This window comes from Cupriavidus sp. 01L46 (genome assembly GCF_056399905.1).
Window position 1 is genome coordinate 1 of sequence record NZ_JBFTSF010000174.1, and the last position, 13,607, is coordinate 13,607.

General features: G+C 67.7%; 10 protein-coding genes. 7 read left to right on the forward strand and 3 right to left on the reverse strand.

What is annotated here, in order from left to right; translation table 11 throughout:
* Positions 1-249 precede the first annotated feature (249 nt).
* Together AC1DS3_RS25305 and AC1DS3_RS25310 are read right to left on the reverse strand one after the other, a co-directional pair.
* On the reverse strand, positions 250-1,773 hold the full coding sequence (locus AC1DS3_RS25305) for a UxaA family hydrolase (protein ID WP_477128191.1): 1,524 nt from the start codon (positions 1,771-1,773) through the stop codon (positions 250-252).
* Positions 1,774-1,779: 6 nt separating this feature from the next.
* Complete coding sequence (locus AC1DS3_RS25310) at positions 1,780-2,802, reverse strand: tripartite tricarboxylate transporter substrate binding protein (protein ID WP_477128192.1); 1,023 nt, start codon at positions 2,800-2,802, stop codon at positions 1,780-1,782.
* Positions 2,803-2,948: 146 nt separating this feature from the next.
* Between AC1DS3_RS25310 and AC1DS3_RS25315 the strand changes: the two genes are divergently transcribed.
* The 3 genes from AC1DS3_RS25315 to uca all read left to right on the forward strand — a co-directional run bounded on the left by AC1DS3_RS25315 (position 2,949) and on the right by uca (position 9,813).
* A complete protein-coding gene (locus AC1DS3_RS25315; protein ID WP_441639715.1) occupies positions 2,949-3,935 on the forward strand; it encodes a LysR substrate-binding domain-containing protein in 987 nt (328 codons plus the stop codon).
* A gap of 411 nt (positions 3,936-4,346) precedes the next feature.
* Positions 4,347-6,200 (forward strand): allophanate hydrolase, encoded by a 1,854-nt coding sequence (gene atzF, locus AC1DS3_RS25320; RefSeq protein ID WP_441639716.1) that lies wholly within the window; start codon positions 4,347-4,349, stop codon positions 6,198-6,200.
* 13 nt (positions 6,201-6,213) lie between these two features.
* Positions 6,214-9,813, forward strand: coding sequence for an urea carboxylase (uca, locus tag AC1DS3_RS25325; protein WP_477128193.1), 3,600 nt, complete (start codon positions 6,214-6,216; stop codon positions 9,811-9,813).
* Positions 9,814-9,830: 17 nt separating this feature from the next.
* On the opposite strand, the gene AC1DS3_RS25330 is transcribed toward uca, so the two are convergent.
* Positions 9,831-10,682 carry a class I SAM-dependent methyltransferase gene (locus AC1DS3_RS25330; RefSeq protein ID WP_441639718.1) on the reverse strand — a complete coding sequence of 284 codons (852 nt, stop codon included), beginning with the start codon at positions 10,680-10,682 and terminating at the stop codon, positions 9,831-9,833.
* Between the two features lie 324 nt (positions 10,683-11,006).
* Here AC1DS3_RS25330 and AC1DS3_RS25335 point away from each other — a divergent pair, with 324 nt between their 5' ends.
* The 4 genes from AC1DS3_RS25335 to AC1DS3_RS25350 form a co-directional block, all read left to right on the forward strand.
* Positions 11,007-11,474 (forward strand): rhodanese-like domain-containing protein, encoded by a 468-nt coding sequence (locus tag AC1DS3_RS25335; protein ID WP_441639719.1) that lies wholly within the window; start codon positions 11,007-11,009, stop codon positions 11,472-11,474.
* Between the two features lie 99 nt (positions 11,475-11,573).
* The gene (epsC, locus tag AC1DS3_RS25340; RefSeq protein ID WP_477128194.1) at positions 11,574-12,527 is read left to right on the forward strand and encodes a serine O-acetyltransferase EpsC; all 954 of its coding nucleotides are present in this window, start codon (positions 11,574-11,576) and stop codon (positions 12,525-12,527) included.
* Entirely contained in the window at positions 12,524-12,784 is a 261-nt protein-coding gene (locus AC1DS3_RS25345) for a helix-turn-helix domain-containing protein (RefSeq protein WP_441639721.1), read from the forward strand. The genes epsC and AC1DS3_RS25345 overlap by 4 nt, the downstream gene beginning before the upstream one ends.
* Before the next feature lie 169 nt (positions 12,785-12,953).
* On the forward strand, positions 12,954-13,607 hold a 654-nt coding region (locus tag AC1DS3_RS25350), incomplete at its 3' end, for a hypothetical protein (RefSeq protein WP_477128195.1).

The window sequence follows — 13,607 nt, forward strand, 5'->3', positions numbered from 1 at the left end:
TACTCAGACATGGGTCCCTCTTTTCCGCTCTTTGCGCCGAATCCCGAGGCGCCCCATACGGCCTAGGTGAACCTTGACGGCTCGCTTCGCATCGCGTTGGGGTGTTTCCCGCCCTTCGGGCGCTTTACACGGCTACCACAGTTGGTTGATCTTGCCGCTGGTTGGCTCCCCTCTCCCGCCTGCGGGAGAGGGGATGGGGGAGAGGGCGGGCGATTGCAATTTCGTGATGGTTCCACGCCGCAAGGCTTTCTAACTAACAATCCCCAGATGCCAGGGCACGAACTCGTTGTCGCCCAGCCCTAGCGCCTCGCTCTTGGTCGGTCGCCCAGAGGCCGCGTCCAGGATATGTTCAAAAATCCGCTGGCCCATCTCGTCCACGGTCAATTCGCCGTCCAGCACCAGCCCGCAGTTGATGTCCATATCGCCTTCGAGCCGCGTGTACATCGGCGTATTGCTCGCTAGCTTGATGGTCGGCGCCGGCTTGGMGCCGAACATSGASCCGCGCCCGGTGGTGAAGCAGATCAGGTTGGCGCCGCTGGCGATCTGSCCGGTGGCGGCGACGGGATCGTAGCCGGGGGAGTCCATGAAGACGAAGCCGGCTTGCTCGATGGGCTCGGCGTATTCATAGACGGCTTGCAGCGGCGTGGTGCCGCCTTTCATGGCGGAGCCGAGCGACTTCTCGAAGATGTTGGCGAGGCCGCCTTGCTGGTTGCCGTGGCCGACCACGCCGTTGAACTGGGCGTTCTGGCCGGCGGTGTAGCGCTCCCACCAGGCCAGGCGGTCCAGCAGTTTCTGGCCGACTTCCGGCGTGACGGCGCGGCGCGTGAGCATGTATTCCACGCCATGGATCTCGGGGGTTTCCGACAAGATGGCGGTGCCGCCGTGGCGCACCAGGATGTCCATGGCCGCGCCAAGCGCCGGGTTGGCGCTGATGCCGGAGAAGCCATCGGAGCCACCGCATTCCAGGCCGATCTTCAGGTGGCTGGCGGGCACGGGCTGGCGTGTGGCGGTATTGGCGCCGGGCAGCATTGCCTCGATGGCGCGGATGCCGGCCTGGATGGTGGCCGCCGTGCCGCCGCTGTCCTGCATGACCATGGTGCGCACGTGGCTGCCGGGCACCAGGCCTTGCGACTCCATCAGGCCCGCTACCTGGTTGCGCTCGCAGCCCAAGCCCACGATCAGCACGCCGGCCAGGTTGGGGTGGCGCGCATAGCCCGCCAGCGTGCGCCGCAGCACGTCGAAGTGCTCGCTGGGCGAGGACATGCCGCAGCCGCTGCTTTGCGCGAAGGCGGCCACGCCGTCCACATTGGGATAGGCCGCCATGCGCTCGGGCGTGAAGTGGTCCGCGATATGCCGGATCACCGTGGCCGAGCAGTTCACCGACGACAAAATGCCGATGAAGTTGCGCGTGCCAACGCGGCCGTCGGGCCGCACGAACCCCATGAAGGTGGCGCGCTCGGCCTCGGGCACATAGTCCACCGGCCGCACGTCCTGGCAGAAACCCGGGTCGCGATAGAAATCCACCAGTGCCAGGTTGTGCGAATGCACGTGATCGCCGGCCTCGATGTCGCGCTCGGCCACGCCGATCACGGTGTCGAACTTGCGGATCTGGGTGCCCTTGGCAATGGCGCAGGCGGCAATCTTGTGCCCCGCGGGCACCTGGGCGCGCACGCGCAGCCCCAGTTCAGGCAGGCTCTGGCCAAGGCTCAGGGCGTCCCGGGCAATCAGGACGTTGTCGTTCGCATGCAGGCGGATCAGGGCGGCGGAGTTCACGTTGGGTCAGCCTTGTTGCAGCAGTTCTTTGAGCTTGAGGCGCTGGATCAGGTGGGTTTCCTGGTCGTACACCGTGCTGATGTAGCGCTTGTATTCCGGGCCGTCCAGGTACATCACCGGCGCGTCGATGCGGGCCGCGACCTGCTGGAATTCCTTGCTGGCCACGGCCTGGCGGAAGGCGTCGCGCAGCTTCTTTTCCACCGTGGGATCCAGGCCGACGGGCGCGCCGATGCCGTTGGGCGCTTCCACCACCACGTTGTAGCCCAGYTCCTTGAGCGTSGGCGTGTCCTTGAAGCGCGGCGTGCGCTGSTCGCCCCAGGTGGCCAGCAGGCGCAGCTTGCCGGCYTCCACRTGSGGTGCCCAGGAGCTGGAATCGGCCAGCAGGTCGACCTGTCCGGCGAGCACGTCCTGCAAGGCCTGCGCGCCGCCCTTGTAGGCAATGGCATTGAAGCGCACACCGGCGGCCTGCGCGAATTCCTCCATGCCCACGTGGGTGGCGCCGCCGATGCCGGCATGCGCATAGGTGAGCTTGCCGGGATGCGCCTTGGCTTCCGCCACGACGTCCTTGAGCGACTTGAAGCGCGAGTTCGCCGGCACTGCGATGCCGAAGGTCTGGCCGGAGGTGCGCGCCAGGTAGGTCAGCTCGCTGCGCGGGTCCAGCTGCAGCATGCCTAGCTGCGAGAAGCGCGTCACCGAGATCGGCACCTGGCCGATGGTGTAGCCGTCCGGCTTGGCGCGGGCCAGTGCCTTGGTGCCGATCATGCCCGATGCGCCGGCGCGGTTTTCCACCACGATGGATTGCTTGAGTACGCCGGACGCCACCTGGCACAGCGCGCGCATGGACTGGTCGGCGGTGCCGCCGACGGGCCACGGGCAAATGAAGGTGATGGGCCGGTCCGGATAGCCGGCGGCACGTGCGAGGCCCGGCAGCAACAGGCCGGCACTACCAGCCGTCGCAGCCGTGGCGGCAGCGGCGCCGCTGATGAGCAGTCGGCGCCGCCCGTGGTTGATGCCGTGGGGTGCGGTCATGTGTCGTCCTCGCAGGGTGTCGTTATTGGAGTCATGGGCTGGTGGCAATGTCCACCGGTCAGGCTGGATTGTGGCAAAGCCGTTCATAACAATCCAATCAATCATCGGAATGGCTTCATAACCTTAAAGTTAAGTAGAATCGCGCCATGCCCCAGATCGACCGCGCCCTGCGCTCCAATATCAAGCTGCGCCACCTGCAACTGGTGGTGGCGCTGGACGAGTTTCGCCATCTCGGCCACACCGCCGAGTTCCTCTCCGTCAGCCAGCCAGCCGTCTCCAAGATGCTCACCGAGGTGGAGAAGACGCTGGGCCTGACGCTCTTCACGCGTTCCACGCGCGGCACCGAGCCCACGCCGGCGGGCGCGTCGCTGGTGCGTTTTGCCCGCTCGGTGCTGGCGCAATACGAGCGCACGCGCGACGAGATCGCTGCGGAGGCCAGCGGCGCCGCCGGGCGCACCCGGGTGGGATCGATGGGCGCGGCCCTGCCGGTGCTGCTGGCGCAAGCCGTGGGCCTGCTCAAGCAGCGCTCGGCCCAGGCCACCGTGCTGGTGGAGGAGGGCGACCTGCCCCACCTGCTGCCCAAGCTGCGCATCAGCGAACTGGACCTGATCGTGGGGCGGCTGGAGCCTGGCTACGCCGCACCGGACCTCATTACCGAGCCGCTCTATAACGAGCCGATGGTAGCGGTGGTGCGCAGCGGCCACGCGCTGGCAAGCCAGCGTGCACCGGGCTGGGCGGACCTGGCCGGCATGCCTTGCGTGGTACCGCCGCCATGGGCCTCGCTACGGGTCAAGATCGAGCAGGAGTTCTACCGCCACGGCCTGCAGCCGCCAACCGACCTGATCGAGTCGTCGTCCTACCTTGCCATCACCACCTTCGTCTCCCAGCTAGATGCCGTGGGCTTCCTGGCCAGGTCGGTGGGGCAGCAGTTCGAGCGGGAAGGCCGCTTCCATGTCCTGCCGATGGACGTTGCGCTGGAGCTGCCGCCGGTGGGCGTGATCACACTGCGCGAGGGGCGGCCCACGCCCAGCAGCATCCAGCTGGTCGAATGCCTGCGCGCGGCGGCGGGGCAATTGGCCACGCCGCCGGGTGGCGCGAAAAAGCCGGCGCGCGCGCCGCGGCGCGCGAATTAGCCAGCCCGCCGCGATCAGCGCGGCGTGGCTAGCAGGGACTTCGCCAGAGCATGAAACGCCGGGATCGTCGTCGCGTCGTGCCGAGCTCGGCGTGGAAGCCGGCGCGGCGGCGAATGTCAGCGTTGGCGTGAGCTACCGTGGGCAACTGGCCTCGCAGGTGCGGCTCTAAGGCGCCGGGACGACGCACCACATTGCGGCGTCGTCCTGCCAGCTGGCACTGATATAGTACGCACCCGCGCCGCCCCATGGTGCGGCGCGGGTGCGTGCCGCGCATGTGCCTTCGGCCCGCGAGTGCGCCCTGATCCCGATTCCCTCGACATGTAAGAAGAATCTATTTTTTTGTCTTACATGGCATGTCTCCTGCTTTGTTGGTCTGCAACGCCTTCATGTATACAACGCGGGATACAAGCGATGACCAGCAAGACGCCTCTGCGCCGATCCGCCGCCAGCCTCGGCAGTTGCCGAACGCTGCCTGAGTGGCAACAGCTCTACAGAACGCAAGGCGCCTCGCCCGCGGACGCGCTGGCGCCGTTCCTGGCGCTGGACGCAGCGGACCCGGCGTGGATCGCGCGCCTGGATGCGGCGCGGTTGCAGGCCCAGCTGGCTGCGCTGGCGGCGCGCGTTGAAGAAGCGGGCGGCAAGCTCGATGGGTTTCCCCTCTACGGCGTGCCGTTCGTGGTGAAAGACAACATCGACGTGGCGGGGTGGCCCACCACGGCGGCGTGTCCCGCGTTTGCGTATGTGGCCGAGCGCGATGCCGGCGCGGTGGCGCGGCTGCGCGCGGCCGGGGCCATCGTGGTGGCCAAGGCTAACCTGGACCAGTTCGCCACCGGCCTGGTGGGCGTGCGTTCGCCTTACGGCGCGGTGCCTAACAGCTTCGATGCGGCATATGTCAGCGGCGGCTCCAGTTCGGGCTCGGCGTCTTCGGTGGCGCGCGGCTGGGTGCCGTTCTCACTCGGGACCGATACGGCGGGCTCGGGGCGCATTCCCGCGGCATTCAACAATATCGTGGGCCTCAAGCCCACCCGGGGCTGGCTCTCCAGCGCCGGCGTGGTGCCGGCTTGCCGCACGCTGGACTGCGTCTCCGTGTTTGCGCTGACGGTCGAGGATGCCGCGCTGGTGGCGGAGATCGCCGGCGGCTTCGACCACGACGATCCTTACTCGCGCACCTATCCGCAGTGCGCGCCTGCCGCGCTGGCGCCATCGCCCGTGCTGGGCATTCCCGATGAGCTGGTGTTCTTTGGCGATACGCAGGCGCAGGCCAGTTTCAAGCAAGCGCAGGCGGACTTGCAGGCCATGGGCGCCAAGCTGGTGCCGATTGATTTTTCGCCATTCGCCGAGCTGGCCGCGCTGCTCTACCAGGGGCCATGGGTGGCCGAACGCTTCCTGGCGGTGGGCCAGCTTCACGCCAGCCAGCCGGAAGCCATCGATCCGGTCGTTCGCGTCATCGTCGAGGAAGCGGGCCGCTATAGCGCGATGGACGCGTTTGGCGCCGAGTACCAGCGCGCGGCGCTGACCCGTGCTATCCACCAGGCGCTGGCAAATGTCGATGCGCTGGTGGTGCCGAGCGCGCCGTCGATCTATACGCTGGCCGCCGTGCAAGACGATCCGATCGGCCTGAACGCGCGGCTTGGCACCTATACCAACTTCACCAACCTGGCCGACCTGTCGGCGCTGGCGCTGCCGGCCGGTGCGCGCGAGGATGGCCTGCCTGCGGGCATCACGCTGATTGCCCCGGCCTGGTCGGACCGCGCGCTGGCCCGTCTTGGCCGGCAGTGGCAGGCGGCGCAAGCGTTGCCGCTGGGCGCCACCGGGCGGGCTTGTCCCGTTGGCGCACCGCGCGCCACGCCGGTCACGCCGGGGTCGGTGCGGCTGGCCGTGGTCGGCGCCCACCTTAGCGGCATGCCGCTTAACCATCAACTGCTCACGCGCCACGCGGCCTTTGTGGAGGCTTGCCGCACGGCGCCGTGCTACCGGCTTTATGCGCTGGCGGACTCGATCCCGCCCAAGCCCGGGCTGGTGCATATCGGCAAGGGGCAGGGCGCGCCGATCGAAGTCGAGCTCTGGGATGTGCCACTGGCCAGCTTTGGCGCCTTCGTCGCGGAGATTCCCGCGCCCCTTGGCATCGGCAAGCTGCTGCTGGAAGACGGCCGCCAGATCACCGGGTTCATCTGCGAACCCCGGGGCCTGGAAGGCGCCCGCGATATCACGGCATTTGGCGGCTGGCGCGCTTATCTCGCCAGTGCAAACGCCAGCGCGAACTGATCCGGGAGCGCCGATGTTCCACACCGTACTGATCGCCAATCGTGGCGAGATCGCCGTGCGCGCCATTCGCACCTTGCGTGCCCTGGGGATCAAGAGCGTGGCCGTGTATTCGGATGCCGATCGCAATGCCGCGCATGCCCGGCTGGCCGATGTGGCCGTGCCGCTGGGTGGCGAGCGTGCGGCGGATAGCTACCTGGTGGCCGAGCGCGTGTTGCAAGCTGCGTTGGACACCGGTGCGCAAGCCGTGTTTCCGGGCTACGGCTTTCTGTCGGAGAGCGCGGAGTTTGCCGAGGCCTGCGAGGCGGCGGGACTGGTTTTCATTGGCCCGACGCCGCACCAGCTCCGCGAGTTCGGGCTCAAGCACCGGGCGCGCGAGCTGGCGGCCGAAGCAGGGGTGCCGATGACGCCCGGCACCGGCCTGCTCTCCAGCGTGGAAGAGGCCCTGCGGGAGGCCGCGCGCATCGGCTATCCCGTCATGCTAAAGAGCACGGCCGGCGGGGGCGGCATCGGCCTGTCGCGTTGCGCTGATGACGCCGAGCTGAGCGCGGCCTTTGACAGCGTGCAACGGCTGGGCGAGCAGTTCTTCAAGGATGGCGGCGCCTTTATCGAGCGCTGCCTGGACCGCGCGCGGCATATCGAGGTGCAGATCTTTGGCGATGGCGCGGGCCGCGTGGTGGCGCTGGGCGAGCGGGATTGCTCCACGCAGCGCCGCAACCAGAAGGTGGTGGAGGAAACCCCGGCGCCGCACTTGAGCGAGGCCACGCGCCACGCGCTGCACCAGGCCGCGATCCAGCTGGGCGAATCGGTGCGCTACCGGTCTGCCGGCACGGTGGAGTTCATCTACGACGTGGAGCGGGAGGATTTCTACTTCCTGGAGGTCAATACCCGGCTGCAGGTGGAACATCCCGTGACCGAGCTGGTCACCGGGCTGGACCTGGTCGCCTGCATGCTGAAGGTGGCCGCGGGCGATGCGCTGGACTGGGATGCCATCTCCCGCCCGCCCCAGGGCACGGCCATGGAGGTGCGGCTCTATGCGGAGGATCCGCTCAAGCAGTTCCAGCCCTCGCCGGGCACGCTGACCGAGGTGGCGTTTCCGGACGGCGTGCGCGTCGACGGCTGGGTCGAGGCTGGCACGGAGGTGTCCGCCTTTTACGATCCGCTGCTGGCCAAGCTGATCGTCCACGGCCCCACCCGCGAAGCCGCGCGCGCAAGGCTCGCAGCAGCGCTGGCCGCTACGCGCCTCTGCGGCATCGCCACCAACCTGGACTACCTGCGCCAGATCGTCGACTCGCCCGAGTTCACCGCGGGCCGCGCCTTCACGCGCATGCTCGACAGTTTTCCCTACGCGCCGGCAGTCATCGAAGTGCTGGAGCCGGGCACCTATACCAGCATCCAGGACGTGCCGKGGCGCATGGGCTACTGGCATATCGGCGTGCCGCCGTCCGGGCCGATGGACGACTACGCCTTCCGGCTGGCCAACCGCATCGTCGGCAATCATCCGGGCGCGGCCGGACTGGAATGCACGCTGGTGGGGCCGCGCCTGCGTTTTCATAGCGCAGCCGTGGTCGCGCTGGCCGGCGCGCCTTGCACGGCGACACTCGACGGGATGAACGTCCCGCTCTGGGCGCCAATCAGCGTAGCCCCGGGACAGGTCCTGGCGCTCGGCAAGGCCACGCAAGGCTTGCGCACCTACCTTGCCGTGCGTAATGGCTTCGATGTGCCGGTCTATCTGGGCAGCCGGTCGACCTTCGTGCTCGGGCAGTTCGGCGGGCATGCCGGCCGCACGCTGCGGCTGGGCGACATGCTCCCGCTCGGCCAGCCACATCTGGCGGCCAGCGGCATCGAGGCGCCCGTGACGGCGCCGCAGGCCGCACCCGCGGCACTGGTGCCGGCCTACGGCCAGCACTGGGAGATCGCGGTCCTGCACGGACCGCATGGCGCTCCCGACTTCTTTACGCCGGCATCGATGGAGACTTTTTTCGCTACGGAGTGGGAGGTGCACTACAACGCCAACCGCCTTGGCGTGCGCCTGGTCGGGCCCCGGCCCGAATGGGCGCGGCGCGACGGCGGCGAGGCGGGGCTGCACCCATCCAACGTGCACGACTGCGAATACGCAATCGGTGCCATCAACTTCACCGGGGACTTCCCGGTGATCCTCACCAACGATGGCCCGAGCCTCGGCGGCTTTGTGTGTCCCGTCACGGTCGCCAAGGCCGAGCTGTGGAAAGTTGGCCAGCTCAAGCCGGGCGACCGGATCCGCTTCCGGCCAATCTGCTTCGATGCCGCGCGCGCCTTGCAGGCGGCGCAGGACCAGGACATTGCCGGGCTGCGGCAAGTCACGCGTGCGCCGCCGGCGCCGGCGCCGGCGTGTTCCACCGCCATCCTTGCCGGGCGCGCGGCCAGCGGGCATCACCCGGCCATCGCCTACCGCCAGGCGGGCGATGGCTACCTGCTGCTGGAGTACGGCGAGAACGTGCTCGACATCGGCCTGCGGCTGCGGGTGTACCTGATGATGGAGGCGCTCAAGGCGCAGCCGGTAGACGGCGTGCTGGAGCTATCGCCCGGCGTGCGCTCGCTGCAGGTGCGCTATGACGGCCAGCGCATCCATCAGGCGGCGTTGATCGAGGCGCTGCTCGCCATCGAGACCGGCTTGCCGGACGTGGCCAAGCTGAAGATCCCCACGCGCGTGGTGCACCTGCCGATGGCCTTCGAGGATGGCGCCACGCTGGACGCCGTGCAGCGCTACCGCGAGACGGTCTGCGCCGACGCGCCATGGCTGCCGAACAATGTCGATTTTATCCAGCGCATCAACGGCCTGGCGCATCGCGACGAGGTGCGGGACATCGCGTTCTCGGCGCGCTATCTGGTGCTGGGGTTGGGCGATGTCTACCTTGGCGCGCCGTGCGCGGTGCCGCTTGACCCGCGCCACCGGCTGCTCACCTCCAAGTACAGCCCCGCGCGCACCTTCACCGCGGAAGGCACGGTTGGCATCGGCGGGGTCTATATGTGCATCTACGGCATGGACTCCCCGGGCGGTTACCAGTTGATCGGCCGCACGCTGCCGATCTGGAACAAGTTCCTCAAGAACCCGGTGTTCGCGCCCGGCGCGCCGTGGCTGCTGCGCTTTTTTGACCAGGTGCAGTTTTACCCGGTGGCCGAGGTGGATCTGGACCGGCTGCGCGAGGATTTTCGCGAAGGACGCGCCACGGTGCGCATCGAGCACGATGTCTTCGACTATGGTGCGTACCGCCAGTCGCTCGTGGACAGCGCGCACAGCATTGCCGCCTTCCAGGCGCGGCAGCAGGCGGCCTTCAGCGCGGAGGTGGCGCACTGGAAAGCCCATGAGGCCAACGCCGCGCCCATCGAAGTACCGGCCGCCTTGCTCCAAGACGAGCACGACGGCCATGCCGTGACGGCAGAGATGAGCGGCAGCGTGTGGAAGGTGCTGGTGCAGCCCGGCGAGCAGGTGCGGGCCGGGCAGCCGCTGCTGGTGGTCGAGGCCATGAAGATGGAGCTGACCGTGCTGGCCCCGGTGGCGGGCACGCTGTTGGCCATGCGCTGCCGCGCGGGCTCGGCGATCAAGGTGGGCGACCGCCTGGCGTCGATCGCCTGACAAGCGCGGAGCGTGCCTCAGCGCGGCTTGATGAACTTCAGCGTCATGCGGTCCGATTCGCCGATGGCCATGAAGCTCGCGCGGTCGCGCTCGCCGCCGCGCAACGTCGGCGGCAACGACCACACGCCATCGGGATGGTCGTGGTTGTCGCGCGGGTTGGCGTTGATCTCGCTGCGCCCGGCGAGCGCAAAGCCGGCCGCGCGGGCGTGGTCGATGACGTAGTCTTCGGTGACGTAGCCGGTGGCGATCATCTGCTCCAGCGAGGTGCCGGGCGTGGCCCGGTGCTCCTCCACGCCCAGCACGCCGCCGGGTTTGAGCACGGCGTAGAAGGCGCGCAGGCTGTCGTCCAGGTGGCCGTCCTTGATCCAGTTGTGGATGTTGCGAAAGGTCAGCACCAGGTCGGCGCCGCCCGGCGGGGCGATATCGGTAAAGGCGCGCACCGGCAGCGTGCCGACTGCGACCTTGCCGTAGTTGCCCGGATCCTGCGCCAGTTTCTTCTCGAAGTTTGCCCTTGAACGCTTGCCTTCCTCGCTGGCATCCGCGGCGCTCACATCGTAGTGCGCGGCGTACAGCTTGCCGTGGTCGCGCAGCACCGGGGCCAGGATCTCTGTGTACCAGCCGCCGCCCGGCGCAATTTCAATCACCGCCTGGTCCGGCTGCAAGCCGAAGAACCGTAGCGTTTGCAGCGGATGGCGGTACACGTCGCGGGCCTTGTTGGCGGCGCTGCGCTGCGGGCCGGCGATGGCGGCGGCGAGTGCTTCGTCTCCTGCGGCAGGCGCGGCGTTGGCCGCGCTGGCCAACATGCCGGCACTGGCCAGCAACAGCAGGGCGTGCCGCACGAATCGGCGCCGGGCAGAGGAGGGAGTCATGGCATTCCTTGCTGACGGTAAGTGGTAAGTGGTGAGTGGTAAGTGGTGAGCGGTGAGCGGTGAGCGGTGGCTATCCATCGCCGCCCCTGAATCTGGACGCAGCCTGGCCGGTTTGTCAAGCCGGGTCATGCCTTTGCCGCGTTGGCCCGTGCCGCCCTCAAGGAAGCGTCTTAGGAAATGCGTTTTTATTCGTTCTCAATCCAGCAGCGTCATTTCATAGTTGAGCCGTGATGGCTATAGGCGGTTGCCGTCAACGACAAAGCGTGCATCGGGCAGGCCCGGCTTAGCCCGCACGCGGACAACATGCTGCAAGGAGAGCGTTTCATGACAGTCGCATTGGAAGACAAGATCAAGCATCCCGTGCTGGAAGCCGCTCGCGGCGTGGCACGTTCCTCCGGCCTGCCCTATGCAGGCCGCGTGACGCCGCAGCAGGCCTGGGCGCTGTTCAGCGCCGGCGATGCGGTGCTGGTCGACGTACGCACGGCGGAAGAACGCAAGTTCGTCGGCTATGTGCCCGATACCCTGCACGTGCCCTGGGCCACCGGCACCAGCCTGACCCGCAACCCGCGCTTTGCGCGCGAGCTGGAAGCCAAGACCGGCAGGCACGCCGTGGTGCTGCTGYTGTGCCGCAGCGGCAACCGCTCCGCGCTGGCTGCCGAAGCCGCCACCAAGGCGGGGATCGCGCATGTGTTCAACGTGCTCGAAGGCTTCGAAGGCGAGATCGACGAGCGGCAACGGCGCGGCAAGAGCGGCGGCTGGCGCTTTCACGATCTGCCGTGGATCCAGGACTGAGCCGCGGCTGGCGCAAGCAATCAATCGAGATCCACAAGCATAGCGATCAACAAGCCGCCGGAACCATCGCGCGGACAACGCAGAACGGGGAGTACCACAGTGGCTGACTTCGAGATCGGCGAGATCGTGCTCGCCCTCCAGCAGGTGYGCCAGCAATGGAGAGAAGGCCAGCAACGCTTGCTGGAGCCGGGCGGGCGCGACCTGCCTTCGCGCGATGCGCTGGCGCAGGTGGTCGCCACGCTCAAGGGTGTGCTGTTTCCCATGCGGCTGGGGCCGCCCGATTTGCGCCAGGAAAGCGAGAACCTCTACATCGCGCATTCATTGGACGCGGCGCTGCATGGGCTGCTGGCCCAGGCCAGGTTGGAGTTCCACTACGCCGCACGCCATGCCGAACGCGATGAAGCCGCGCTAAGGGCGCGCGCGCTAACGGCCGTGCGCGAGTTCGCCGCCGAGTTGCCACGCATCCGCGGCCTGCTCGACAGCGACGTGCTCGCCGCCTTCCATGGCGACCCCGCGGCCGGCAGCGTGGATGAGGTCCTGCTCTGCTATCCCGGCATCCTGGCCATGATCCATCACCGCATCGCCCACGCGCTCTATGGCCTCGGGCTGCCGCTGCTGGCGCGCATCGTGGCCGAGCTGGCGCACGCGGAGACCGGCATCGACATCCATCCCGGTGCGCAGATCGGCGGCGGCTTCTTTATCGATCACGGCACGGGCGTGGTGATTGGCGAGACCACCATCATCGGCGAGCGCGTGCGGCTGTACCAGGCGGTGACGCTCGGCGCCAAGCGCTTCCCGCGCGATGCCACGGGCAAGCTGGAGAAGGGCCTGCTGCGCCATCCCGTCGTCGAGGACGATGTGGTGATCTACGCTGGCGCCACCATCCTTGGCCGCGTCACGCTGGGCCGCGGCGCGGTGATCGGCGGCAATGTGTGGGTCACGCAGGATGTCGCCGCCGGCGCCCATGTGACGCAGGCCGTATCGCGCAACGAGACCGCCAGGGCGCCGGGCGCCAGCGAGCTGCCGCGCGTGATCGAGGCGAGCTTGCCATGACTGACCTGGTGCGGACTTTGGGCGCCACCGTGCGCCAGTTGCGTGAGGCGCACGCGTGGTCGCAGGAAGAGCTTGCGGAGCATGCGGGCATGAACCGCTCGTATATCGGCGAGATCGAGCGCGGCAGCGCGATTGCCTCGATCGTCACGGTGGAAAAGCTGGCCGCGGCGCTGGGCGTGCCGATCTCGTGGCTGCTCGGATCGGGCGCCGCACACGTCTCGCTGCGTGATGCGCAGGTGGCTGGCACGCGGTCCTAGCCATCGCCGCCGATCCACACGAACCACGCGCAAATTCATGCGCAAATCCACGCGCATTGCCGTCTATAGCATGTTGAACGGGCCGGGCCGTCTCCCGATAATCGCTGCGGCAATAACGATTCTTGTTTTTCTCATATAGCAATCAGCTCACAGCTAAACGGAGTAGCACATGTCGGTAAACGGGAGCGGCCAGACGGCGCTCGGCGATAACGCAGCACGGCAACTAGCCAATGCCACCAAGACCATCCCCCAGCTTGCGACCATCACGCCACGCTGGTTGACGCATTTCCTGCAGTGGGTGCCGGTGGAAGCCGGCATCTACCGCCTCAACAAGGTACAGGACCCCGAGTCCGTCAAGGTCGCCTGCACGCAGCGCGATGACGAGGGCAAGCTGCCGCGCACCTTTGTCAATTACGAAGAGCAGCCGCGCGAGTATTTCCTGAACGCGGTCAGCACGGTGCTGGACGTGCATACCCGCGTCTCCGACCTGTACAGCAGCCCGCACGACCAGATCAAGGAACAGCTGCGTCTCACCATCGAGACCATCAAGGAGCACCAGGAAGGCGAGCTGATCAACAACCCGGACTACGGCCTGCTGGCCAATGTGGCTGAAGCGCAGCGTGTTTTCCCGCTGACCGGCGCGCCCACGCCGGACGACATGGATGAGTTGCTGAGCAAGGTGTGGAAGGAGCCCGCGTTCTTCCTGACCCACCCGCTGGCGATTGCCGCTTTTGGCCGCGAATGCACGCGCCGTGGCGTGCCGCCACCCACCGTGAGCCTGTTCGGCTCGCAGTTCATCACCTGGCGCGGCATTCCACTGATC